The 25298-nt window shown below is 70.6% G+C and carries 19 protein-coding genes; 8 read left to right on the top strand and 11 right to left on the bottom strand.

Features of this window, described 5'->3' with window-relative positions; genetic code table 11:
- Positions 1-573: 573 nt before the first annotated feature.
- The 3 genes from IU449_RS18635 to IU449_RS18645 all read right to left on the bottom strand — a co-directional run bounded on the left by IU449_RS18635 (position 574) and on the right by IU449_RS18645 (position 4299).
- The gene (locus IU449_RS18635) at positions 574-888 is read right to left on the bottom strand and encodes a hypothetical protein (protein ID WP_195003400.1); all 315 of its coding nucleotides are present in this window, start codon (positions 886-888) and stop codon (positions 574-576) included.
- Positions 889-1071: 183 nt separating this feature from the next.
- Complete coding sequence (locus tag IU449_RS18640; RefSeq protein ID WP_195003401.1) at positions 1072-1536, bottom strand: hypothetical protein; 465 nt, start codon at positions 1534-1536, stop codon at positions 1072-1074.
- Positions 1537-2121: 585 nt separating this feature from the next.
- A complete protein-coding gene (locus IU449_RS18645; RefSeq protein WP_324188314.1) occupies positions 2122-4299 on the bottom strand; it encodes a VanW family protein in 2178 nt (725 codons plus the stop codon).
- 294 nt (positions 4300-4593) lie between these two features.
- Here IU449_RS18645 and gnd point away from each other — a divergent pair, with 294 nt between their 5' ends.
- Positions 4594-5622 (top strand): phosphogluconate dehydrogenase (NAD(+)-dependent, decarboxylating), encoded by a 1029-nt coding sequence (gnd, locus tag IU449_RS18650; protein WP_195003402.1) that lies wholly within the window; start codon positions 4594-4596, stop codon positions 5620-5622.
- Between the two features lie 22 nt (positions 5623-5644).
- Here the strand turns inward: gnd and IU449_RS18655 are convergent, their stop codons facing one another.
- The 3 genes from IU449_RS18655 to IU449_RS18665 form a co-directional block, all read right to left on the bottom strand.
- A complete protein-coding gene (locus tag IU449_RS18655; RefSeq protein ID WP_228805173.1) occupies positions 5645-6598 on the bottom strand; it encodes a hypothetical protein in 954 nt (317 codons plus the stop codon).
- Complete coding sequence (locus IU449_RS18660) at positions 6591-7049, bottom strand: hypothetical protein (protein WP_195003403.1); 459 nt, start codon at positions 7047-7049, stop codon at positions 6591-6593. Before IU449_RS18660 ends, IU449_RS18655 begins: the two co-directional genes overlap by 8 nt.
- 426 nt (positions 7050-7475) lie before the next feature.
- On the bottom strand, positions 7476-8780 hold the full coding sequence (locus tag IU449_RS18665) for an acetyl-CoA C-acetyltransferase (RefSeq protein WP_324188315.1): 1305 nt from the start codon (positions 8778-8780) through the stop codon (positions 7476-7478).
- Between the two features lie 313 nt (positions 8781-9093).
- Here IU449_RS18665 and IU449_RS18670 point away from each other — a divergent pair, with 313 nt between their 5' ends.
- Both IU449_RS18670 and IU449_RS18675 read left to right on the top strand, forming a co-directional pair.
- Positions 9094-10449, top strand: a complete 1356-nt coding sequence (locus IU449_RS18670; RefSeq protein WP_195003405.1) for a 3-oxoacyl-ACP reductase — start codon at positions 9094-9096, stop codon at positions 10447-10449.
- Positions 10450-10457: 8 nt separating this feature from the next.
- Complete coding sequence (locus IU449_RS18675) at positions 10458-11330, top strand: MaoC/PaaZ C-terminal domain-containing protein (protein ID WP_195003406.1); 873 nt, start codon at positions 10458-10460, stop codon at positions 11328-11330.
- Positions 11331-11574: 244 nt separating this feature from the next.
- Here IU449_RS18675 and IU449_RS18680 read toward each other — a convergent pair whose 3' ends face one another.
- From IU449_RS18680 to IU449_RS18690, 3 genes are all read right to left on the bottom strand, one after another.
- On the bottom strand, positions 11575-12708 hold the full coding sequence (locus IU449_RS18680; protein ID WP_195003407.1) for a DUF5685 family protein: 1134 nt from the start codon (positions 12706-12708) through the stop codon (positions 11575-11577).
- Between the two features lie 299 nt (positions 12709-13007).
- Positions 13008-13607: a TetR/AcrR family transcriptional regulator gene (locus IU449_RS18685; RefSeq protein WP_195003408.1), complete on the bottom strand. Its 600-nt coding sequence runs from the start codon at positions 13605-13607 to the stop codon at positions 13008-13010.
- 82 nt (positions 13608-13689) lie between these two features.
- Complete coding sequence (locus IU449_RS18690; RefSeq protein WP_195003409.1) at positions 13690-14859, bottom strand: glycoside hydrolase family 3 N-terminal domain-containing protein; 1170 nt, start codon at positions 14857-14859, stop codon at positions 13690-13692.
- Positions 14860-14976: 117 nt separating this feature from the next.
- On the opposite strand from IU449_RS18690, the gene IU449_RS18695 reads away from it, so the two are divergent.
- On the top strand, positions 14977-15453 hold the full coding sequence (locus tag IU449_RS18695) for a universal stress protein (RefSeq protein WP_195003410.1): 477 nt from the start codon (positions 14977-14979) through the stop codon (positions 15451-15453).
- Between the two features lie 15 nt (positions 15454-15468).
- Here the strand turns inward: IU449_RS18695 and IU449_RS18700 are convergent, their stop codons facing one another.
- Positions 15469-16719: an MFS transporter gene (locus IU449_RS18700; protein WP_195003411.1), complete on the bottom strand. Its 1251-nt coding sequence runs from the start codon at positions 16717-16719 to the stop codon at positions 15469-15471.
- A 118-nt stretch (positions 16720-16837) separates the two neighbouring features.
- On the opposite strand from IU449_RS18700, the gene IU449_RS18705 reads away from it, so the two are divergent.
- From IU449_RS18705 to IU449_RS18720, 4 genes are all read left to right on the top strand, one after another.
- Positions 16838-17785, top strand: coding sequence for a LysR family transcriptional regulator (locus IU449_RS18705; RefSeq protein WP_195003412.1), 948 nt, complete (start codon positions 16838-16840; stop codon positions 17783-17785).
- Positions 17786-18112: 327 nt separating this feature from the next.
- Complete coding sequence (locus IU449_RS18710; RefSeq protein ID WP_195003413.1) at positions 18113-19204, top strand: isochorismate synthase; 1092 nt, start codon at positions 18113-18115, stop codon at positions 19202-19204.
- Positions 19205-19295: 91 nt separating this feature from the next.
- Entirely contained in the window at positions 19296-19466 is a 171-nt protein-coding gene (locus IU449_RS18715) for a DUF2613 domain-containing protein (protein ID WP_195003734.1), read from the top strand.
- A gap of 4 nt (positions 19467-19470) precedes the next feature.
- A complete protein-coding gene (locus IU449_RS18720) occupies positions 19471-23952 on the top strand; it encodes an alpha-(1->3)-arabinofuranosyltransferase domain-containing protein (RefSeq protein WP_416382197.1) in 4482 nt (1493 codons plus the stop codon).
- Here the strand turns inward: IU449_RS18720 and IU449_RS18725 are convergent.
- Positions 23932-25182, bottom strand: coding sequence for an acyltransferase family protein (locus IU449_RS18725; RefSeq protein WP_195003415.1), 1251 nt, complete (start codon positions 25180-25182; stop codon positions 23932-23934). The two genes, IU449_RS18720 and IU449_RS18725, sit on opposite strands and share 21 nt — an antisense overlap.
- Positions 25183-25298 lie beyond the last annotated feature (116 nt).

Here is a 25298-nt window from a genome sequence, read left to right on the forward strand (position 1 = left end):
GTGCGTCAACACCATCCGGGGCCTGGGTGAGAACCTGGTACCAGCAGATTCGCACCGTAGGCAAGAGCCTACTAAACCGATTCTGGCATTTCCGCCACTCTCCCCCGCTTGCACAGCTGCGCCCGTCTGTCCCGGCACGGGTGACACGCCTTGCCCGCGTGGTCGTCGCCCGTCAGAGGGGCCACTGCACCCATTCCGATGACACAGAGCCGACCGGTAAAGGCGGACTCGGACGGTTCCAGCGTGGCTGCTGGGCGCGGCGCGTCGGTCGGCATCCGGGTTCCCCGGCGCTGCGGCCGACGGCCAATGGCTCTGTGCAACAGCCCAGTCCCGGCGGGCCGAGTAATTCCCGGCCCGCGTTCACACCAACCGACAGCGGAACGCAGCAGGCCGATCGAGGTGGCAGGCGATATGTGAACCCGTGCCTTTCGCGGTACGGGGTACGCCCTGCCCTCGGCTCCACTTCGCGACCTCCCGAGGTGGGTGGAAAAGAGACCAGGGACGCACCCGAATTCTGCGGAAACGGGAACGAGCGGCCCGGAGGATCCGGACCGCTCGCGCGAGGTCGATCACTCAGCTGGGGACGGGGGCGTCGGCCGAGCCGGAGAGCAGCAGCGGGAGCAGGACGCCGGTCAGGCTGTCGGCCGAACCTGCGTTCGGGGAGGGCTCCCCCGGCGCGACGATGTCGGCGGGGTCGGACGGCACCGGGGTCCCGCCACCGCCACCGATCAGGCCCGCCAGGAGGGCGGCCAGACTGTCCGCCGAGCCGGTGCTCGGGGCGGTGGGGGCCGGGTCGGCCGGGGTCTCCTCGGCGGCGGCGATACCGGAGCCGGCCAGGAGCAGGCCCGCGGAAGCGGCCAAGGCGAAACCGATCTTGCGAATCATCATGTGAAATCTCCCCTGAGAATTCTTCTCGATCACCGCGGCGATGATCATCGACCGAGGTGTGTCGCGGCATTGACACAAGAAATAGGGCCTCTGTCAGGGCCATCTATTTCACAGATTGGAGCGGAAAAGAAAACGAGCGGACCGGAAGAATCCGGACCACTCGTCGGCATCACGCGGAGTCGATTACGAGGCGGCAGGATCAGCGGGCGGGGTGGTGGTGCCACCGCCCAGCAGACCACCGAGCAGCGCGGCCAGGCTGTCCGCCGAACCGGTGCTCGGGGCAGGATCGGCCGGATCGGCCGGGGTCTCCTCGGCCACGTCGGAAGGATCGGCCGGCGGGGTGGTGGTGCCGCCACCCAGCAGACCACCGAGCAGCGCGGCCAGGCTGTCCGCCGAACCGGTGCTCGGGGCAGGATCGGCCGGATCGGCCGGGGTCTCCTCGGCCACGTCGGAAGGATCGGCCGGCGGGGTGGTGGTGCCGCCACCCAGCAGACCACCGAGCAGCGCGGCCAGGCTGTCCGCCGAACCGGTGCTCGGGGCGGTGGGGGCCGGGTCGGCCGGGGTCTCCTCGGCGGCGGCGATACCGGAGCCGGCCAGGAGCAGGCCCGCGGAAGCGGCCAAGGCGAAACCGATCTTGCGAATCATCATGTGAAATCTCCCCTGAGAATTCTTCTCGATCACCGCGGTGATGATCATCGGCCAAAGTTCTATCACGGGCTTTTCACAGGAAATAGGGCCGCGAACTGGGATGCCGGACAACACAGTAACCATCGGTTAGCCGTTTCGAGCGAACCGTTCGCTCGGCTTCTTTTCGCACCTCGGAGCATTTGTCGTTCGCTCGGCCTACGGGCGAAACCCTTGATTCCCCGGTCACGAACACCATTCACTGCGACGTCGCGGCGACGCATGGCGGATGGGCGCCAAAATCTTGGACGGCAGTCCAGTTCGCGCCACCCCTTCGGCGTGCGACGAGAGACCGACAACGACCCCATAGAACTGGTGGCAGCCAGATAATTTTCAGCAATTATGTGATCTATTTCACCATCTGAAACAGTAACGTTTGAAACAGAGGTGTCCGGGCAACGTCAATCCGTCGCATTTTCCGGCTCCGCACGCCGGCCTGCCTGCGCCGATGCGCCACGACGCGAGGCTGAGACACCCGCGCTATCGCGCGCATCGCTCGGATACCGGCGAGCCGGCATTTGCGCGAATCCAATGATTCAGGGCCGGTAGCTACTCGTCGCTGTCGTCGGAGCCGGCCGCGGATTCGGAGGTCTCCGTGGCCTTCTCAGGTTCATCCTTGGGCTCGCACTTCACCACCGGAATGGGATCGTATTTCACGGTGCGCGTGGTCCGGGAGATCTCGGCGCCGGTCGCCCGGTCGGTGATGACCCTGGTGTCGCTGATCGTGAAGCCGGGCGCGCCTTGGGTGGCGATGCAGTCGTCGCCCTCGGGCAGGGTGATGGTCTCCGGCTCGGTGGGCTTGGTGCGCTCGCCGGTGATCGACTCCACGTTCACCCTCTTGGTGCCCCACAGCCGGACGGTGACCTGCGAGCTGGTGGTGAAAGCCTCGATGTAGACACCGGTTTCGGTGTTGTTGCGGAAGGCCAGGTCGATGGCGCCGTCGAAGACGGTGGCCTCGCGGGCGGCGGGGTAGCGCGAGATGTAGTAGCTGTGCTCGGTGTGGCCCGCGTCCTCGAGACCGGCGAAGTAGGCGGCGTTGTAGAGGGTGGTGGCGAACTGGCTGATGCCGCCGCCGACCGCGGTGCTCGGCCTGCCGTGGTCGATGATGCCGGACTCGACGTAGCCCTCGGCGGTGCCGCGCGGGCCGGTGAATTCGTTGAGGGAGAACGTATCTCCCGGCTTCACGACCGCGCCGTTCACCTTGGCGGCGACCACGGCGATATTCACCCCGGACGGGCCGCTGAAGCCGCCGGTGCTGAATTCGCCCATGGGCTCGATGATTCCGAGCTTCTCGGCAGCCTCGGTGGTGAGCTTCGGATCGACCTTGGCGTAGACGGCGGGCGCGCTGCGCTGGGTGGCGACGAGCAGGGCGGGCAGCTGTTCGAGGGTCTTGGGCCAGTCGACCTTGTCGCCGATGACGGCGGGCACGACGACGGGCTTGCCGCCGGAGATCTCGAAGGTGGCGTCCTTCGGCTCGACCTCCGATTCCTTCAGCTGCGGTTCCAGCGCGGCGATCGCGGCGTTCTGGTCGTAGTTCACCGCCAGGCCGCCCTGTCCGTCGGAGGCGAACGAGAGCACGGTGGCGATCTGGGCGGGAGTGAGCACGGCGTCGCGGCCCTTGCCCTTGAAGACGATGTCGCCGCTGACGGCGGGTTGGGCGATCTCGCGCAGGGCGCGGTCGACGGCCTCGGCGGTGACGGCGACCGGGGCGGGAACCATGGGCAGGATCAGTGATTCGCCGTCCATCCAGTGCTCGATCAGCACGGTCCGGGCTTCGGGGCGGTCCATGACGCGACCGGTGGCGGGCGGGACGGCGACGGGTCTGCCGTTGTCGAAGCGGATGGCGCCTTCGACGGTGGGCCTGTCGTGGGTCTGCAGGGCGTCGAGCTGCCGGTCGAGCGCGGCGTCGTCGACGGTGCTGGCGACCCGGACCTCCCGGGTACCGAAAAGGGAGACGAAGCGGGTGAGTGGGTTGAGGGGCTGGCCGCCGATCCGATCCCAGGTGCCGTCCCAGTCGACGCCGAGCCCGGCGGCGGCGGGCACCATGCTGTCGCGCGCATCGCCGAGGTGCAGGCCGATCTGCTGGGCGTCGCGGCCCTCGAGGGCGCTGCGCAGTTTCGCGTCGGCATCGTCGACATCCATGCCGCCGATGTCGATGCCCGCGACGATCACACCACGGGGCACGTCACCGGCGGACATCGCGGTGTCGGTCAGATAGGCCAGGCCCACGACCGCGAACACCGCGCCGGCGATGATGCCCGCCCGCTTGCCCTCGGGCGACCTCCACCACGGCGCGGTGCCGGGTCTGGTGCCGCCGGGTCTGCTGCCGTTCGGTCCCCGGCCGCCCGGGCCCTTCCCCGCGGGGGCGATGCCACGGCCTTCCCGCTGACCGAACAGGCCGCCGGACGCGACAGGCGAGCCCTGGGCCTGGGCCTGGGCCTGGGCCTGGGCCTGGGCCTGGGCGGCAGGGTGGGATGCGGAGGTGGACAGCGGCACGGTCGGCGTCGAGTCGCCCGGCCACTCGGCGCCCGGGGCGACCGCCGGGTACGGGTAGGCGGTGGTGGGCGGATCGACCTCGGACCGGTGCGCTTCGCCCGGTTGCTGCGCGCGGAACCCAGCGGTGGGCGCGTCGGCGATCCGATTCGATTCGAGGAGCCGACGTAGACCGACCTCACCGCCGGGCTTGTCGCTCCGGCCGCTGCGTCCGGCGCTCGACTCGCTGGTCACGAACCGTCCTCCCAGTGAAGCTCACGTCTTCTGGCTCGCACTGCACGAACCTCGGGCCACGATACCGACCCCGCGCCACAACGTCAGCGCGGCGGAAAGCCGGGCAAACACGGCGCGAACGGTCGCGCAGGCCCGACAGGAGAAAGGCTCCGCGCGGTTGCCGGGTCGGGGGTCTGGCAACTGCGCGGAGCCGATCTGTTTATCGAGGCATCCCCACGGGCGTTACACACTGCGCGCAGAATCGAGTGGATCGGCCTCGAAGCAGCACCGGCCACACCCGAGGAGAGGGTTGGAATGCAACTGGGAATGATCGGCTTGGGGAGGATGGGCGGCAATATCGTGCGCCGGATCGTGCGCGCCGGGCACACCGCCGTCGGCTACGAACGCAGGGCATCGGCCATCGAGGATCTGCGCGTCGAACTCGGGGAGTCCTTTCAGGGCAGCACCGATCTGCGCGAGTTCGTCGCCGCCCTGACGACGCCGCGGGTGGTGTGGGTGATGATTCCGGCGGGCGCGACCGGAGCGGTGATCGACGAACTCGCGGGCCTGCTCGACCCCGGTGACATCGTGATCGACGGTGGCAACAGCCGCTACCACGACGACATCGCCCGCGCCCGGCAACTCGCGCCGAAGGGCATCCACTATGTCGATGTCGGCACCTCGGGCGGAGTGTTCGGACTCGAACGCGGCTTCTGTCTGATGATCGGCGGAGATTCCGGACCGGTGGCCTATCTGGACCCGCTGTGGAAGTCGATCGCACCCGGTGTCGAGGCCGCGCCGCGCACCCCCGGCCGCACCGGCGAACCCTCGCCCGCCGAACACGGCTACCTGCATTGCGGACCCCCCGGTGCTGGTCATTTCGTGAAAATGGTGCACAACGGCATCGAATACGGGGCGATGGCCGCCTACGCCGAAGGGTTGAACATTTTGCACAAGGCCGATTACGGCCTGCGGCAATCAGGGGAATTCTCGGCGGAGGAAACGCCACTGGCTCACCCGGAGCTCTACCGCTATCAGCTGGATGTGCCGGAAGTCACAGAAGTGTGGCGGCGCGGATCGGTGGTCGCGTCCTGGCTGCTCGACCTCACAGCGGGCGCGCTGCACGCCGACCCGAACCTGGACTCCTTCGGCGGCCGGGTCTCCGACTCCGGGGAAGGCCGCTGGACGCTGGACGCCGCGATCGACGTCGGCGTGCCCGCGCCGGTGCTGGCGGCGGCGTTGTTCGGGCGGTTCTCCTCGCGCGGGGAGGCGCTGTACGCGGACAAAGTGCTCTCGGCCATGCGCCTGGCCTTCGGCGGGCACGACGAACGACCGGCGCGGTGAGCGCGCCCTCGCCGCCGGACCGTCAACAGCTGCTCGGTTCGACGGTGGTGTCACCGGTGTACTCGTATCGCACGGCGCCCACTCCGCCGCGGGGCAGGACGACGGCCGGGCCGCTGCCCGGGGTCCAGGTTCGGGGTACCAGCACCAAGTTGTGATCGGTGCTCATCACCAGCACCATGCCGTCGTAGCGGTAACGGTATGCGGTGCCCGGATCGCCGCACCGGGTCGTCGTCACGCCTTCGGTGTCCAAGCCGAGCCCCTTCTCGCTGAACACGACCACGCTCGGGGCTGTCGGCAAGTTGCGAGCGACCTGCGCTGCCCGGCCGGTGCCGACGGCCAGCGAATAGTCGGTCGCCCCCCAGAAGAATGCTCCCCCGACCAGTAACAGCAGCAATCCCCATTCCAGTGGGGCGAGCGCGTGGTCCGGGGCCGCGCGATCACCCTCGAGCTGGTGCAGCTGCGCACGCCGCACCCGCACCACGACAGACAGGATCAGCACCCCCACGATGAAGCAGAGCGGTGCGACACCGAGGCCGCGGTTGAATGTCATGTCCACGAGGAGCCGGGAGAGGCCGTTGGCCACGAGCAGCAACGCGACGACCGCGAATGCCCAGAGGAAGCGGCCAGGAATCCGGGCACGGCGGATCGTCCCGGGCAGGATCGACCATCCCCAGACCAGAGCCAGCACGACGGCACCGACTACCGCGACCGGGACGAAGAGCCCGTCCGCACTTCGCATCACGTAATCGGTGGTGCTCAGCCCCAATACCGCCGAATTCACGCCGAAGTAGGCGCAGAAGCCGCGCGCATGGAAGAAGCCCCAGTAGAACAGCAGACCCGCGAGCAGTGTCGCCGGAGCCACGAACTGGCCGATGATCTGAGCGACCTGGGGCAGACCCGTGAAGGCCGACGTCGCGCTCGCGGCTGTCTCGGGTCCGGCGGCAGTCGAATCGGGCGGTGGGGAGGAGTCAGCCATCGCCGGGGCCGTCCGTTCGGGTCGGGCCAGTCGTTTCGCCTCCGTCGTCGGAAGGGGCACCGGGCCCGGCTTCTTCGGTCGGCGTGTCGATGGTCGTCGGGGACTGGGCGTCGGTGGGATGCGTGGACTCGGTCGAGGGTTCCGTCGATACACGGCACGGAACGGCGTAGACGACGACGGTCTCGCCGACCGCCGCCGTGGCCCCGCTACGCTTTTCGGCACCGCTGAAGAAGGGCCGGTCCATCCTCGAGAACAACAGCGTGCTCGGCGGCATGTCTGCGAGGCAGCCCTGCTCCGCGCCCGTCGGATCGGTTTCGACCACGACGGACACACACGTCGGGCTCAGTCCCTGCGCCGCACACCCTTGCGCGACAGTGTCCGCGATGATCTGCCGCACGTTCTCGGCCAGGAAGCCGGCGCCGAACCGATACTCCCCGAGATCGATCGGCAAGCCACCCGCCTGTCCCTGTGGTCGCTGACCACCAGGGTTCCCCGGCGCGACCTGATCGCCCTCGGGGGCGGGGATGCCGGGAACTTCTCGATCGCCGTGACCGGAGGCCGTCGCGGGCACCGGCTCTGTCCCGGACAACTCCGCCTGCTCGTCACAACCGAGCACACCCATCGCACCCAACGCCAGCACTGCTACCGCCCGGCACCACATGTGCCATCGCCTTCTTCCCACCTCGAAGCGATCGGATGTGTGTTGAAGCGGACGTTACCCAGCTGACCCGAGCCGGACCTGCGTATGGGACTACTCGACTTCTCGGGCAGGCACAGGTGGGGACGTGGTTCCGGAGAGGCATGGCGCCCGCGGACCCGCCGAGCCCCCAGCGCTCGGCGGTCCGCGATCCGTGGGCGCCCCTCCGGAATCCCTGGGTCAGCGCTCGATGATGGCGACCACGCCCTGACCGCCCGCCGCGCAAACCGAGATCAGCGCGCGACCGCCGCCGTTCTCGGCGAGCTGCTTGGCGGCGGCGGCGATGATGCGACCGCCGGTCGCGGCGAAGGGATGGCCCGCGGCCAGCGAGGAGCCGTTGACATTGAGCTTGCCGCGGTCGATCGAGCCGAGCGCGCCGTCCAGACCCAGGCGCTCCTTGCAGTACTGGTCGGACTCCCAGGCCTGCAGGGTGGCCAGCACGACGGAGGCGAACGCCTCGTGGATCTCGTAGTAGTCGAAGTCCTGCAGGGTGAGGCCGTTGCGGGCGAGCAGGCGCGGAACCGCGTAGGTGGGGGCCATCAGCAGGCCGTCGGGGCCGTGCACGTAGTCGACGGCGGCGACCTCGGAGTCGACCAGGTGGGCCAGCACCGGCAGGCTGCGCTGCGCGGCCCACTCGTCGCTGGACAGCAGCACCGCGGACGCGCCGTCGGTGAGCGGGGTGGAGTTGCCCGCGGTCATCGTCGCGCCGCCGGCCTTGACGCCGAAGACCGGCTTCAGGGTGGCGAGCTTCTCGATCGAGGAGTCCGGGCGCAGGTTGTCGTCGCGGGTCAGGCCGAGGAAGGGGGTGACCAGGTCGTCGAAGAAGCCGCGGTCGTAGGCGGCGGCCATGTTCTTGTGCGAGAGGTAGGCCAGCTCGTCCTGCGCCTCGCGGCTGATGCCGAATTCCTTGGTGGTGACGGCGGCGTGCTCACCCATCGACATACCGGTGCGCGGCTCGGCATTGCGCGGGATCTCGATGCCGATCATGCTCGGGCGCAACTGGCCGACCAGCTTCGCGCGCTCCTTGCCGGAGCGGGCGCGGTTGATCTTCAGCATCCATTCGCGCATCGGCTCGCTGACGCCGATCGGGGCGTCGGAGGTGGTGTCGGTGCCGCCGCCGATGCCCGCGTCGATGCGGCCCAGCGCGATGGCGTCGGCCACGGTGACCACCGACTGCATGCCGGTCCCGCAGGCGAGCTGCAGGTCGTGGGCGGGGGTGTAGGGCGAGAGGCGGCTGCCGAGCACGCTCTCACGGATCAAGCTGTGCTCGCCGACGCGCTTGAGCACCGCGCCGCCGACGACCATGCCCAGCCGCTCGCCCTGCAAGTTGAAGCGGCTCACCAGGCCGTCCAGGGCGGCGGTGAACATGTCCTGGTTCGACGCCTTCGCGTACGCCTTGTCCGAACGAGCGAACGGGATGCGGTTGCCGCCCACGATGGCGACCGGACGTGCGGTCTTCGGGGTGCTGGCGCTGGCTGTGGTCACTCGGCTCTCCAAGTCTCGTCGGTATGGATGTCTCAGCTGCGGTACCGCGCGACCGAAGTGGGTACGCGGTGCGGTGACACGGGCTGCCGCGGCGGCCGCGCGATCCGCGTCCATGCGGCTGAAGCACCGCGTCGCTGCGGTTTACATTAAACTTACTCTGGAGTAAGTTAATTGTCGACACCGCACCCCGCGAATGTGGTCGCAGCCGCAAGATCGACTCCCCGCGAGACGATTCCGCCCCGGCCCGACCCGAACGCCCGTGCGAGCGGGGCGCCACCACACCGGCTACAACGAGAGAGAAAAGGGAGGAACTGTGGCAGCCAAGAGCAAGGGTGCACCCAACCTCTACGGATCGTTCGTCCACTCCGCCCCCGGTCACTTCCTGGCGAGCAAGCTGGGCCTGCCCCAGCCGGAAACGCTGCGCCGCTATACCCCGGGTGAGCCCGCCCTGCCCGGTCCGGTGCTGCTCGGCGGCAAGGGCCGGGTCGTCGAGCCGCTGCGCGAGCTGCTGAGCGACTACGAGATCGCCGACGCGCCCGCCCAAGGCGTCAAGTACGGCGCGCTCGTCTTCGACGCCACCGGCATCGGTGCCATCGAGGACCTCTCCCAGCTCTACGAGTTCTTCCAGCCCGCCATGCGCAGCGTCGCGCCCTCCGGCCGTCTCGTGGTCATCGGCACCACGCCGGAACTGGCCGCGAGCGTCGAGGAGCAGATCGCCCAGCGGGCGCTCGAGGGCTTCACCCGCTCGGTCGGCAAGGAACTGCTGCGCGGCGCCACCGCCCAGCTGGTCTACCTGCATCCCGAGGCCGCGACCGGCGCGACCGGCCTGGAGTCGACGCTGCGCTTCCTGCTCTCGGCCAAGTCCGCCTTCGTCTCCGGCCAGGTCATCCGGGTCGGCAAGGACGACGCCACCGCGCCCGCCGATTGGGCCAAGCCGCTGGCGGGCAAGGTCGCCGTGGTCACCGGCGCCGCGCGCGGCATCGGCGCGACCATCGCCGAGGTCTTCGCCCGCGACGGTGCGACGGTGATCGTCGCCGACATCCCGGCCGCCGGTGACGCGCTCTCGGAAACCGCCAACAAGGTCGGCGGCACCGCGCTCGCCCTCGACGTCACCGCGCCCGACGCCGCCGACAAGCTGGCCGCGTTCGTCGCCGAGCGTTTCGGCGGGCTCGACATCATCGTGCACAACGCGGGCATCACCCGCGACAAGCTGCTGGCCAATATGGACGACGCCCGCTGGAACGCGGTCATCGGCGTAAATCTGGCCGCCCCGTACCGCATCACCGAGGCGCTGGTCGCCAAGGGCGTGCTGAAGGAGGGCGGCCGGGTGATCGACGTGTCCTCCATCGCGGGCATCGCGGGCAACCGCGGCCAGACCAACTACGGCGCGTCCAAAGCGGGTGTCATCGGCATGGTGCAGGCCGAGGCCCCGAAGCTGGCCGAGAAGGGCATCACCATCAACGCGGTGGCCCCCGGCTTCATCGAGACCGCCATGACCGCCGCCATCCCGGTCGGCACCCGCGAGGCGGGCCGGCTGATGAGTTCGCTGCTGCAGGGCGGTCAGACCGTCGACGTCGCCGAGGCCATCGCCTACTTCGCGAGCCCCGGATCCAACGCCGTCAACGGCAATGTGGTGCGCGTGTGCGGCCAGGCCATGCTCGGGGCGTGAGGTAACACATGGGATCGGACACGACACAGGTGATCTCGCTGCGCGAGACGCCGAAGAACTCCACGCTGTTCGCACAGGCGGCGCTGGGCGCGGTGCCGCTGGGCACGTCCCGCAAGCAGACCATCCCCGACCGGGTGGTGGAGTTGACGGGCCTGCGAGTCGACCCCGACCACCTGGCCGACTACTGCCGCGCGACCGGCCTGCGCTACAGCGACACCCTGCCGCTGACCTACCCGTTCATCCTCAGCTTCCCGCTGGCGATGAAATTGGTGGTGGCGCGGGACTTCCCGTTCGTGGCGGTCGGCGCGGTGCACGCGCAGAACCTGATCGAGCGGACCCGCGAGATCTCGGTCAGCGAACCGCTGGACCTGCGCACCCACATCGAGAACCTGCGCGAGCATCCGCGTGGGCTGATGGTCGACGCCGTCACCGAGGTCAGCGTGGGCCGGGAGCTGGTGTGGCGGCAGGTGACCACCTTCCTGCACCAGCAGAAGACCTCGCTGTCGGGCGAGCCCAAGCCGGAGCCGAAGCCGGAGGAGGTGCCCCCGCCGCCGCTGCGCACGCTGAAGGTCGATCAGCAGATGATCACCCGCTACGCGAACGCCTCCGGTGATCACAACCCGATCCACACCTCGGCGTTGGGCGCCAAGGCTTTCGGGTTCCCGAAGGCCATCGCACACGGTATGTGGTCGGCGGCCACCATCCTGAGCACGGTCGAAGGACGCATTCCGGAGAAGGTGTCGTACTCGGTGAAGTTCGGCAAGCCGGTGCTGCTGCCCGCCACGGTGAACGTGTACGCCGATCGGGTGGACGGTGGGTGGGATCTGGCGATGCGGCACCCGAAGAAGGGGTATCCGCATCTAACGGCCACATTGCGCTGAGCCGTTCGGCTTCATCATGGCCGCTGTGTTGTCTCGCGGCCGAATGATTCACGTGGAACCGCTCCCGAATCTCTGTGATTCGGGAGCGGTTTCGCATTGTCGGGTGCCTATTCCGGTGCGCCAGGCGGCCTCTGGCCGAGCGTGCCGGAGAGGTAGCCGTTCCGTTCGGCAGCGGACCGGCCGTCGTCGAGGTCCCCGAGCGTGCGTCGCGATCAGCGTCGGCGGCAGCCGGTTGTCGTGGTGGTCAGCAGTCGCAGCAATTGCAGCTGCAGCAATCGCCGCAATCGGGGCACCCCGAGCAGCAGTTGCCGCAGTCGCAGCAGCTCTTCCACCAGGCGTCTTCACGCTTGCCGGTGCACGGGTTGGTGTGCTCGGCGAAGCAGGCGTAGCCGGTGCAGTACACGCCGAGGGTCAGCGCGATCTTCTCGCCGATGCCCGGGCGGCGGGTCGGTGGCGGCTTTCGAGTGCGGGCCACGACCGAAAGCCCGTGCTCGGCATGGGAAGTGCCGCACGCGTGGGTGATGGCATCGGGGATGGCGCGTCCGACCCGGTGCACGAGGGCGTGCAGCGGATCGAGCAGCATCCAGCGCACGGTGGGGACCTCGGCCAGCTCGGCGGCGACCAGCGATCGGCGTAGCCGCGCGTCGGACTCGTGGATCAGGTCGTAGGCGTCGGCGAGCGGGGTGCGCGAAGCGTCCAGCGGGTTGAAGCGTCCCGCGGCGCGGTCGTCGGCGAGATCGGCGACCGCGTCGGCGAGGTGGGCGATACGGCCGAAATTCCTTCCGGCGGAGCGCAGCTCGTCCACGTTCTCGGGGCGTCCGGCCAGTACCGCCGTGTGGGCGAAGAACTCGGCGGCGCACACCTCGGTGGAGGCGGTGAGCGCGGCGAGGTCGGTGCTCGTGCGCTCACGTTCGGTCTGCGCGGCGATCTCGGCGACCAACGGGTCCAGATCGAGGCCGATCAGCGCCGCCTGGGTCCTGGCGCCCGCGGTCCAGGACGCCGACACCCGTGCCAGCGGTCGGCGGATCGGTGCGGCGGCGTCACCGTCGTCCACATGGTCGCGCAGCGCCGCCGAGCCGAGCAGCAGGGAGGCGGTGGTGGCCAGCCGGACACCCGGGGCGGCCGCGGGGGCGACCTCGGCGCGCCGCATGGCCCGCAGCGCGCACCGGCCCGCGGTGACCCGCTCGGCGGGTTCCACGAACTGGGCCTCGGTGAGGACGCTGAGCACGATCGCGTCGGTATTGGTCGCCGTCCTGGCGAGCTGACCGTGCCCGTCGCGCAGGCCCAGGCACAGACCGCACATATGCGACTGCCACTGCGAACTGTCGATCCCGTACTTCGCCGCACCGTGCGAACACGGCCTCAACATCCCGAACATCGCGGCCCCTGAATTCCTCCCCAGGCGCCGATCCGCCCGTCCATCACCAGCGCCACATCTTGACACCGGGATCCGGGCGGCGCAACGGACACATCCTGGCATCCTCGCGCTGGATCTTCCCTTCATGTCAGGCGGATGCCGACACCCTGAGTCCGGGAGTTCGTGCCGGGATCGCATGCGAGCCGGAGCCGAGCGAGCGATTTCTCCGACCGAGCGGTCTGCTGGACTGCCGCAGCCCGTCCGAGCGTGACTGGTTCGCTCCGTGCGCCGCGGCTGCGGGGCGGCGGCGACCGGCGCGGCTAATCCGACTTCTTGCGACCCGCCAGGCCGCGCCACGCCAGATCGTCGAGCAGGTCGACGGCCTGGGCAACCTCGATGCGACCGCCCGCGACCCGGTCGGCGATGGCCTCGCCCGCGCCGATGACGGCGGCGGCGACGATGTCGAAGTTGGTGCCGGGTTCGGGATGTTTGGCGCTGGATTCCAGCAGCTTGGCGGTGAGTTCGATGACCCGTTCGCGGGCGTTGTCGATCTCCGAGGCGAAGGTCTCCTGGCCGAGTGCCTGCCGGTAGAGGACCTGCCAGGAGCGGCGGTTCTGGTCGACGAAGCCGAGGAAGGCTTCCAGGGCGGTACGCAACTGCTCATGCGGGGTGAGCAGGGGGTTGCCCGCGGGTGCGACCGACTCGATCAGCCGGGCGCCCTCGCGTTGGATGCAGGCGCGGAACAGCTCGTCCTTGGAGCCGTAGTAGAGGTACAGCATGGGCTTGGAGATCTTGGCCTCGGCCGCGATGGCGTCCATCGACGTCTCGTGGAAGCCTTTGCGCGCGAACACTTCCACGGCGGCGTCGAGCATCTGCTGCTCACGCACCGCTCGGGGAAGTCGTTTCGTTCCGCCCGCCATCCGCTCTCCTACCTCATACCGAAGCCCTGATGTTACTCCAAGGTAAGTTCGGCGACGGCCGATCCGTCCTCGTCAGATCGTCTCAACAGGTCAGCAGACCCTTGTAGGCGGCCATCCGCAGCACCGAGGCATCCACCTGCTCGGCGGGCAGCCTACCGCTCGCCACGGCCTGCTCCAGTTGATCGAGTACCGAGGTCAGGGCGTCGGTGGTGATCCACAGGGCATTGTCGGCACCGGCGACCAGGGCCGCTTCGACAGCCTGCTCGATGCCCATCCTGGCGGTGATCGCGGCCATGCCGCCGAGGTCGTCGGTGAAGATCGGGCCCTCGAAGGGGGCCGCGCCGTAGCCGACGCCCTCGCGCAGCAGCGACATCACCTGGGGACTGATGCTGGCGGGCACGTCCGGGGTGGTCAGGCCGGGCACGTCGAGGTGGCCGACCATCACGGCCGCGCCGGAACCGATCAGGTCGCGGTAGGGCACCAGGTCGACGGTCTGCAGCTGATCCAGCGGCGGGGTACGCACCGCTCCGGTGTGCGAGTCACCGGAGCCGGAGCCGTGGCCGGGGAAGTGCTTCATGACGGTGCCGACGCCGACCTCGCGCATCGCGCGGATGTAGGCATCGGCATAGCTGGTGACCACGGCCGGATCGTCGGAGAAGGAGCGGTCGCCGATGACGGTGTCGTCGGCCTGGGAGCTGACGTCGACGTCGGGGGCGAAGTTGACGGTCACGCCGAGGTCCTTCAGCGCCCGGCCGCGCACGAGGGTGGCCTCGTAGAACTGCTCGGGGGTCATGGTGGCGGCGGTCTCGCGGGCCGAGGGGGCCGCGCCGATGAGATCGCGGGCGCGGGACACGCGGCCGCCCTCCTCGTCGATGGTCACCATCACCGGTACCGCGGAGGCGGCCTGCACCTGGCCGAGCAGGCCGTCGGCCAGCAACGAGGGGTCGGTCCAGCTGCCGACGAAGATGCCGCCGACGCCTTCGCCGCCGACCGCGTTCGTCGCGTCGGCCACGCCGGTGACGCCCACGGTGAGCAGCTGCGCCAGCTTGCGCCGAGGGGTCAATCCGGCGAGGAATTGCGCGCCGCAGTCGGCGGCCACCGGGGCGCTCGACGCGGTGGTCGGCTGCTCGGACGCGGTCGCGGACGCGGACGGCTGGGCCTGTGACGTGGAGGTGGCCGTGGTCGTGCCGCCGGAACAGGCGGTCGTGACGACCGCGCACAGGGCGAGCAGGACCAAGGGCGTCTTCCGCATGGGGCTCCACGGTAGTGCGCGCGCGGATCGGACTCGCGGGCGGGCGCGCGTCGGGACCGCCCGGCGGGACCGCCCGGGAGTAGCCTGGCAGCAGGACTCCAGGCAGGAGGTCTACCGGTGACATGCGATCTGATGCTCATCGCCTACGACGGCTCCGAGAATGCCAAGCGCGCAATCGAATACGCGGGGCGGTTCCTGTCCGCCGAGCGCGCCGTGGTGCTCACCGCGTGGGAGCCGATGGTGCTGCAGGCCGCCCGGCTGTCCGGGCTCTCGGGGGTGGTGGCGCCGGACTGGGTGCCCGACGAGGAACTCGAGGACGTCGCCTACGTCGACGCCCGCACCGTCAATACCGAAGGTGTGCGGCTGGCGAAACTGGCAGGCTTCGCGGCCGAGGCGCGCACCGTCGAATGCACCACGAGCGTGTGGAACGCGATCGTGGAAACCGCCGACGAACTGGACGTCGACATCATCGTCGCGGGGACCAGGGGGGTGAGCGGCCTGCGGGCACTGCTGCACAGCAGCGTCGCCGACGCGGTGCTGCGGCACTGTCACCGGCCGGTGCTGCTCGTCCCGCCGGCCAAGAAGGAGCACTGACCGCGCGTAGCCGGATCAGGACGTCCGCGCCGGGACCGGCGTGCGCGGCTCGATCGCCTCCGGCGTAGGCCGATCCCGTTCGATCAGCAGCAGTGGTGTCGCCAGCAGCAGCAGACCGGCGAGGCCGATGGCGACGCGGGAGCCGACGAGTGCGCCGAGCACCCCCCACAGCGCGGTCAGCGCGGCGATCGCGGCCTTGCTCGTGATGTTCCACGAGACCAGCACCCGGCCGATCCGGTCGTCGGGAACCCGCTGGAGGCGTTCGGTGGCGAACAACGGAACGAACACGCCCATGCAGGTGAGCAACACCAGTTGCACGGTGATCACCATGACCACACCCGCTGCCCCGGGCACCACCAGGGCGAGTGCGACCGGCGGAACGGCGCGCAGGACCCCGGCCGCGAGCAGGACCCTGCGGTGACCGAAGCGAACCCGCAGGCGGCGCGCGAGCTGAGCGCCGACGAATCCGCCGACGCACGGCAGGCCGAAAGCGATTCCGTATTGCCATGCCGCCCAGTCGAGTTCGGCCAGCAACAGGACGGCGAGCAGCGGCTCGGTGGCCATGACGAGGGCGTTGACCGCGACGGTGTTCCGGAACAGCGGACGCAGGTGCGGGTCGGCGTGGATGAAGCGCCAGCCCTGGACCAGGTCCGCCGCTCGCCATCGCGTGCCTCGCGCGACCGGCGCGACCTCGCGTTCTCGGATCGCGCCGATCCCCAGCGCCGAGAGCAGCAAGCCCGCGCCGTTGGCAAGCACGGTGACGACCGGGCCGAGCAGGCTGATGGCCGCGCCGCCCACAGTGGGGCCGACGGCGGTGGCGGTCCAGGTGGTGGTCTCGAACCGGCTGTTGGCGGTCAGCAGGTCCGCGGGACGGACGATCTGCTTCAGGTAGGCGCCGCTCGCGGAGGTGAACGCGATGTTCGCCGCCGCCGAGAGCACCGCGACGAGCAGTAGCTGGGGATAGCTCAGCAGGTCGAGGAGGTGGGCGAGCGGGATCGTCAGCAGCGCCAGGCAGCGCAGGAGGTCCGCGCCGATCATGATCGGCTTCTTACGCCGCGTCTCCACCCACGGCCCGAGCGGCAGCGCCAGCAGCGCGCCCGCCGCCAGGCCGGTGGCCGCCAGCGCCGACACCTCGGCCGGGCCCGCCTCCAGCACCGCGACGGCGATCAGCGGGAAGGCGCCGAAGCCCAGCGCCGTGCCCACCGTGGACGCCGCGTGGGCCGCCCACAACCATCCGAACGACCGTCCGAGCCGCTGCCCCGCCATCCCATCCTCCTCGCCGCCGATCGACGGCCAGGAGTGCACCAGAAGACGGGACGCCGGATCCAACAACGACCGCCTCGGCGAGCCACAACCGCGCGTTGTGCGTTCGTAGGATCCGACGGTGGATGTCGAAGCCGTGCGCACCTTCGTCGCCGTCGCCGAGAGCGGGCAGTTCCAGGAAGCGGCCGCGGACCTGCGCGTCACCCAGCAGGCGGTGTCCAAGCGGATCGCGAAACTGGAACGCGCCCTGGGTGTTTCCCTGTTCGCCCGGACCGCCCGCGGAGCCGGGCTCACCGCCGACGGGCAGGCGTTTTTGCCGCACGCCCGCGCCGTGTTGCGCGCGGTGGAGCGGGCGGCGGCCGCGGTGCGACCCGGCGGGCGGGCGCTGCGGGTCGACGTGCTCAATCGTCGTTTCGCCTGCGCGCTCGCGCTCCGCGACTTCTTCACCGCGCACCCGCACGCGGCTCTGGAGGTGGTGTCCCTGCCGGAAGCGAACGCGGCGCGCGCGGTGGCGGCGCTGGCGGCCGGGGAGATCGACGCGACCTTCCGTGCCGTGTCGGCCGGTGATCTCCTCGACGGCATCACCGCCGTGCCGGTGCTCGACGATCCTCTGCAACTGCTCACCGGCCCGGGTCATCCGCTCGCGTACGCGCGGTCGCTACGCCCGGAACAGCTGCGCGGACATCGGCTCTGGATTCCCGGCATCCGGCGCGATACCGAATGGTCGGCCTACTACGACGATCTGACCGAGGCCTTCGATCTACGCATCGATGCCGTCGGCCCGAATTTCGGCAGCGACGCCCTGATGGACGCCGTGGCGACCGACCCGTCGCTGGCCACGCTGGTCGGCGCGGGCGACCACCACACCTGGCCCGCCACACACGACCTGCGACGGATACCGCTCGTCGACCCGATTCCTGTCTACCCCCATTCACTGCTGTTCCGGACCGACGATCGGCATCCGTCGCTGGCGGCGCTGCGCGGGTATCTGGCGCGCACACGCGCGGAGGTGCCCGGCCGGATCTGGATGCCGAACTGGGCGCGCGGACCCCGCACCGCGCAGGCGTGAAGGCCGCGACCTGCGCAGGAAGGGCACGCATCGAAGTCGTCACCCACGAGCTGGACGCCCCGGCCGACGTCGCCTTCGCCACCATCGCCGCCGACACCGCCTCACCCCATCGCCGCCGACGTCACCATCGGCCCCCGCCTCGGAGCAGCCCATCGCCCGACTCGACATCATTCGTAAGCGCCCGTCGGCGGGCGGCGATGCGAGCTGAGCGGCGAGAACCGGACGGCGGCGAAAGGCCGACACACTGCGTGGCCGGTGGCGGGCCCGCGGTGGGGTCGATCACGGCCCGCACCGGCCCGCGCGCACCGCAGCTATCGTCGAGGAATCATGACCGACTTCTTGCTCGCCCAGCCCGAGGGTGTGCTGCGCGCCCACGGCGTGCGCGCGGCCTTCGACTCCGTGACCGCGGCGCGGACGGCGCTGCGCGGGGAGGGGGCGCAGATCGTGGTGGGCGCGTTGCCTTTCGACCCTCGGCAGCGCGCCGCGCTCATGTCACCCAAACGGTGGACGCGGACGCCGGGCCGCTGGCAACCGCCCCCGACCGCACTGCCCCCGGTACGGGTGGTCAGCGAGCTGCCCGGCGTGGACGAGCACCTCGCGCGGGTGAAGAAGCTGGTGGAGCAACTGGAGGATCCGGAGACGGAGCTGCGCAAGGTCGTCGCGGCGCGGTCGGTCCTGGCCGAAGCCGATGCCGAACTCGAGCCCGAGTCGGTGGCCGCGCGACTGGCCACCCGGCATCCGGCGGCGAACGTCTTCGCCGCGGATCTGAGCCCGTCGGGGCGCGTCGGCGCCACCCTCATCGGCGCCACGCCGGAACTGCTGGTGGCGAAACGGGGCAGAACCGTCACCCTGCGTCCGCTGGCAGGCAGTATGCCGCGCTCGCCCGACCGCGCGGCGGACGCGGAGCAAGCGGAAACTCTGCTGGCCAGTGCCAAGAACCGAGAAGAGCACTCCTACGTCATCGAGTGGATCCGCGACATCCTGAGCCCGCTGTGCACGCAGCTCGTCATCCCCGACGCGCCGCGGCTGATCGGGACGCACGATGTCTGGCACCTCGCCACACCGATAACCGCCACCCTGCGCGATCCCGCCCCGACGGCGCTCGACCTGGCGGTGCTGCTGCACCCCACCCCGGCCGTGTGCGGGACGCCGACCGCGGCCGCGCTGGAGGCCATCACCAGGGACGAGGGCGATCGCGGGTTCTACGGCGGCGCGGTCGGCTGGTGCGACGACCGCGGCGACGGCGCGTGGCTGGTGGCGATCCGCTGCGCCGAGTTGTCCGCCGACCGCCGTTCGTTGCGGGCCTACGCGGGCGGTGGCATCGTCGCGGCGTCGCAGCCGCAGGAAGAACTCGACGAGACGACCGCCAAACTACGCACCTTCCTGGGCGGTCTGGACTGCCCGACACCGCCACACTGATCATCTCTGTGCGCACCTTCCGCACGTTCCGGGCCGTTCATGCGGTAGGTTGACCCGAAATGTGCCTGTCACGACGTATTGGAGTACCGCGATGAAGTTTGCTGTTCCCGGGATTGCGAGTGCTGTCGCCGGCGCCGTGATCGGTGCTATCGCGGTCTTCGGAATCACCGCGGCCGTCTCGCAGGACACGCGCCCGGACATCGACCGCAGCGGCGACGCCGACTCCTCGCTGCTGAACAGCGTTGAGTACGGCAGCCGCTGATCCGCTGACCTCCGCTTCACCCGCCGACTCGCTCGGCACCCCAGGCGCGGACCGGGGCGAGGCACCCGCCTCTCCCGAGTCCGCGCCGCTCGGTAGACGCTGGTTCGCCGGGACCGTGGTCGCGGCGTTCCTGCTGTCCTTCCTGCAGGCGCCCGGCCACACGGTCGCCGACACGAAATACGACCTGGCGCAGAATCCGCTGGGTTTCCTCGACCGCGCCTCGCATCTGTGGAGCAGCCAGGCCCCCATGGGCCAGGTCCAGAACCAGGCGTACGGGTATTTCTTCCCGCACGGGTCCTTCTTCTCCCTCGGCGACCTGCTCGGCCTGCCCGCGTGGGTGACACAGCGGATCTGGTGGGCGCTGCTGCTGCTCGCCGGGTTCTGGGGCATCATCCGGCTCTGCGAGACCCTCGGTATCGGAAGCCGGGGGTCGCGGGTCGTGGCGGCGGTCGCGTTCACGCTCTCCCCCCGGGTCCTCACCACCCTCGGCTCGATCTCGTCGGAGACGCTGCCGATGGTGCTCGCGCCGTGGGTGCTGATCGCCCCCGCGGCGCTCGGCAACGCGTATCGCGAGCGCCGCCGAGGCGGTGCGGCGTCGCCCGCGGGCAGTGCGCTGGCGCTCGCGCTGATGGGGGCGGTGAACGCGGTCGCCACGGTCGCGGCGTTCCTGCCCGCCCTGCTGTGGTGGGCCTCCTATCGGCCGAACCGGCGCTGGTGGCGGTTCACGCTGGCCTGGGTGCCGCTGTTGCTGCTGGCCACGCTGTGGTGGGCGGTGCCGCTGCTGCTGCTGGGCAAGGTGAGCCCGCCGTTCCTGGACTACATCGAATCCTCCGGCGTCACCACGCAGTGGGCCTCGCTGGCCGAGGTGCTGCGCGGCACCGACAGCTGGACCCCCTTCGTCTCCCCCGAGCGCATCGCGGGCGCGGTGCTGGTCACCCAGCCCGCCGCGGTGCTGGCGACCGGTCTGATCGCCGCGGCGGGCATGGCCGGGCTGGCGATGCGTTCGATGCCGCATCGTGGACGGCTGAGCCTGATCCTGATCGTCGGGCTGGTCGGTATCTGTGCCGGTTTCGTCGGCGAGTTGAGCGGACCGTTCGCCGAGTCGGTGCGGCTGTTCCTCGACTCGACCGGCGCGCCACTGCGCAATGTGCACAAGCTCGAGCCGCTGATCCGCATCCCGCTGGTGCTCGGGCTGGCGCAGCTGATCGCACGGGTCCCGCTGCCGGTCTCGGTGCCGTGGCGGCAGTCGCTGGCGGCGTTCGCCCGGCCCGAACGCGATCGTCTGGTGGCGGTGACCGCGCTCGTCCTGACCGCTCTGGCGCTGTCGACCTCGCTGGCCTGGACCGCGAAGCTCGCCCCGCGCGGCGCCTACGAGGCCGTGCCCGGATACTGGCACGACACCGCCGACTGGCTGGCCGAGAACGCCGCCGACACGCGCGCGCTCATCGTCCCGGGCGCCCCGTTCGGCTCTCAGGTGTGGGGCCTGACCCGCGACGAACCGTTGCAGGCGCTGGCGAGCACGCCGTGGGCGGTGCGCGACTCGGTGCCGTTGAACCCGCCGGGCACCATCCGCGCGATGGACTCGGTGCAGCGGCTCATCGCCGACGGCCGCCCCTCGGCCGGGCTCGCCGCGACCCTGGCCGACCAGGGCATCGGCGTGCTGGTGCTGCGCAACGACCTCGACCCGGAGACCTCGCGCTCGACCAGGCCGATGCTGGCGCACCAAGCGATCGAGGGCTCGCCCGGATTGACCAAGGTCGCCGGATTCGGCGGACCGATCGAGAGTTCGGTGCTCGCCGAGGATCTGGTGGTCGACGGCGACCTGCGGCCCCCCTATCCCGCGATCGAGATCTATCGCGTCGAAGCACCGCGCGCGCCCGGCATCGAGGACACCACGGTGCGCTCGGGCGCCGGCGCGCCCGAATCCTTCCCCGGCGCCTACACCGTGCCGCTGGCATCGGTGCCCGTCGTGCAGGGCGGACCCGAGGCGCTCGAGCGCCGCAATCGCGGCGAGGGCGTCGCCGGGCCGAGTCTGCTGGCCGCCGACGCCGAACGCGCCGGACTGCCCGTCGGCCCGGTCACCGTGACCGACACCCCGATGGACCGGGAAGCCGATTTCGGCCGGGTCGACAATCACAACTCCGCGCTGCGCGCGCCCGGCGACGAGCGCCGCACCCACAACCTCGTACCCGACTACCCGGTGGACGGCGCGGACCTGGTGCAGGGCGCCTGGTCCGGCGCCACCCTCACCGCCTCCAGTTCAGCCGCCGACGCCACCCAGCTCGGCGGGGCCGCCCCCGGCAGTTCCACCGCGGCGGCCGTGGACGGCGATCCCTCGACGGCATGGATCAGCAACGGCACCGAGATCGCCGTCGGTCAATGGCTGCGACTGGACCTCGACGAACCGGTGTCCAACGGCCTGCTGCGGCTGACCACCAGCGGCGCGGCCATCGGCGACCCGGTGAAATGGGTGGAGGCGCGCACCGAGAACGGCAGCGTGTCCACCCGGATCCCCGGCCCGGGCAAGCCGGTGGCGCTGTCGCTGCCGCCCGGCCGCACCGAATGGCTGATCATCACCGCCCTGCGCACCGAACGCGGTTCCGCGGGCGGGCAATTCGGCATCAGCGAGCTCGCCCTCGACGACTACACCGACCGCGACAACCCGCGCACCGTGGACATCCGCCACCACACCGTGCTGCCCCCCGTCCCCGGCGACGGGCAGGTGCTCGGCTGGGATCTCGGGCAGGAATTCCCCGGCCGCAGCGCCTGTTTCGACGGCCCCGACCGGGTGCGGTGCAGCAAGAGCATGGCCCTGGCCCCCGAGGAACCCGGCGCCTTCGCCCGCACCCTGGCCGTGCCCGAACCGATGACGCTGGTTCCCGAATTGACCGTGCGCACCAGGCAGGGCCCCGCATTGGAGGCGCTGCTCACCGACCCGGACAGACCGATCGCCCGCGGCCGCGCCGATGTCGGCGACCTGCGCGGCTCCGCCTTCGCCGCCACCGACGGCGACCTGCACACGGCCTGGATCGCCCCCGAGGATTCGGTGCGCACCGTCGCGGCCGGGAAGCCGACTCTCACCGTCGAGCTGCCCGAGCCCGCCCTGGTCACCGGCCTCGACCTCACCACCTCGCTCGGCAGCCTGCCCGCCGAGCCGACCGCGGTGACGGTGAACCTCGGCGACGGACCGCAGGTGCGCACGCTGGACACCGACCGCGAGCCAGGCACACCCGCCCGGGTGGAGCTGCACCCCACGGTCACCGACCGCTTCGAGATCAGCATCCACAGCTGGAAGACGGTGCTGGACCGGACCGAGCTCGGTTTCGCGCAGACCCAGCCGCCCGGCCTCGCCGAGATCGAAGTGCTCGGCCCGCGGTACCCGGCGCCCGCGGCGCCGGAGCGACTGCTCACCGTCGCGTGCGCGGACGGACCGACCGTGGCCCTGGCCGGTCGCACGGTGCGGACCACCCTCACCGCGACGGCTCGCGAATTGCTCTCCGGCGCACCGGTGACCGCGACGGTGTGCGCGGGACAGGCCGGTGCGGAGACCGAGCCCGGCGCGGGCGGATACGGTGCGGGCGAGGGCGACACCGGCGCCGATGGATCCGGTGGCGACGCATCCGGCGCGGGGGTGCCCGACGGCACCGATGCCGAGGCGGGCGAGTCCGGTGACGACGGAACCGGCGCGGGCGCGAACGATGCACAGGGACCGGGTTCCGGCGACCCCGGAGTGTCGGATTCCGGTGCGTCCTCGCCCGAAGACGAAGCCTCGCAGGAGTTCACGGTGTTGCCGGGGCAGCCCGAGGTCGTCGTCTCCCCCACCGAGATGTTCAGCGTCGACCGGCTACAGCTCGCCCGCACCGATGTCGATCCGGGCCTTGTCGAGCTGGCGCGGGTCGAAATCGCCTCCGACGACAAGCTTCTCGTTCTCCCGCTCAGCACCAATATCGGCTGGCAGGCGCACACGGCGGACGGCGACGAGTTGAAGCCGGTGGTCGTCGACGGCTGGCAGCAGGCCTGGCTGCTTCCCGCCGACGCGGCCGGTCCGATCACGGTCTCCTTCCCCGTCGACCGCTGGTACCGCCTCGGCGTCTTCGGCGGCCTTCTTCTCCTTATTCCTTTGTCGGCGTTGGCGATTCCACGTCGAAGCCGCGCCGGGGAGCAGGTGGGTCCCGCCCCGCGACCGTGGTCGAACCGCGTTCTCGGCGCGATCGGCCTGCTCGCCGCGGCCACCGTCATCGCGGGCGCGGTCGGCGCCGCATTCACCGCCGCCGGTCTACTGGCGACGCGCCTGGCCCCGGCGCGCACCTCGGCGGTACTCGCCGGCGTCGCCGGAATCTTCACGGCCGTCTCGGCCGCCGCTCTCTCCACCGGTCCGTGGCGCTCCGCGGAGGGCTACCTGGGCGGTTCGCTGTGGGTACAGCTGCCCGCGCTGATCGCGGTCGTCGCCGTCGGTCTCGCGGCGCTACCGCCGCGGCGCGGGTGAGCTGATGTCCGCCGGGCGCTGCCCGGTCGAGTCGTCGCCGGGCGCTGCCTCGGCGCGGGGCGCGGCGGCACGGTCGGACGGCCGGTGGCGCCGGTCCATCCGCCGGGCGAGCAGACGCGCCGGCTCTTCGATCAGCGCGTAACTCGCGGCCGCGACCGGCAGGGTCAGGGCCACGGTGAGGATCAGCACCCAGACGAAATCGCCGGAGAAGGGCAGGATGCCGAAGACGGGGAACACGATCGACAGCACCGCGAGGTGCCACAGGAAGATGCCGTACGACCAGCGTCCGATCGTTGCCGCCAGGGGCGATTCCAGCCAGCGGTGCCGGGCCGAGCCGAGTACCAGAGGAGCGATCAGGCCGTAGCCGATCATCGCGCCGAGGGCCATCTTCACGACGTACTGCCACGGTTCGGCGCGGGTCAGGCCGGCGGGTCCGGCCAGATCGGTGGCCGCGAGCAGGAAGGCGACCACCGCCACGGTCCACATCAGGGCGCGATTGCCGCTGATCCGCCGCCAGCGCGCGCGCAGACCGCTCGATCGGGCGGGCTCGGGCTCCTCGACCAGTTCGGCCAGCAACATGCCACCGGCGAACCACGGCAGGTAGCCCGGCAGCCAGTTGTCGGCGTTGATGGCGTCGGGGGTGGGCACCGGCAGGAAATTCCAGCCCAGGCACACCACGCCCAGCCCGGCCACCACCGGCGCCCGCCACCGCGCGGCCGATCCGCGCAGCCGGACGACCGCGAACGCGAGCAGCGGCAGCACCACGTAGAAGGCGACCTCGACCGCCAGACTCCACATCTGGGTCAGCCCGTCGGTCAGTGTCAAGGGGACATACACCTGCAGCAGCGCCAGATTCGACAGCCACACCCGGACCCCCGCGGTGTGCGCGGCATTGGGCAACAGGATCAGCACCACGCAGACCACGGCCCAGTAGGCGGGCAGGATGCGCGCGGCCCGGTGCCGCAGGTAGTAGCCGACCGACGGCGCCGTGCCGTTGCCGCGTGCGGCCGCGGCGTGGGGGCGCCACAGCAGGAAGCCGGAGAGCACGAAGAACACCGCGACGGCCATGTCGAACCGGCCCCAGATGCGCCCGAGCACCGGCGTCGTGGCCGCTCCGGTCTGGAAGGCGACATGGGTGAGAACCACGCCGAGCGCGGCCAGACCGCGCATGCCTTCCAGCGCGGGAAGAAAGCGTCGGGGCGCGGCAGCGGTCGCGGGGGCGGTGTTCATCGGACTCCAGTGTGGCTGTCTCGGACAACAGAACGAGACCGGGGGGTTTGTGGTCTCCGCGCTAGACTCGAGCGATTTCCTGCCGGATTACGGCCACGGAACCGCATGGTACGCGA

It is taken from the genome of Nocardia higoensis, from assembly GCF_015477835.1.
In the GTDB taxonomy this organism is placed as follows: Bacteria; Actinomycetota; Actinomycetes; order Mycobacteriales; family Mycobacteriaceae; genus Nocardia; species Nocardia higoensis_A.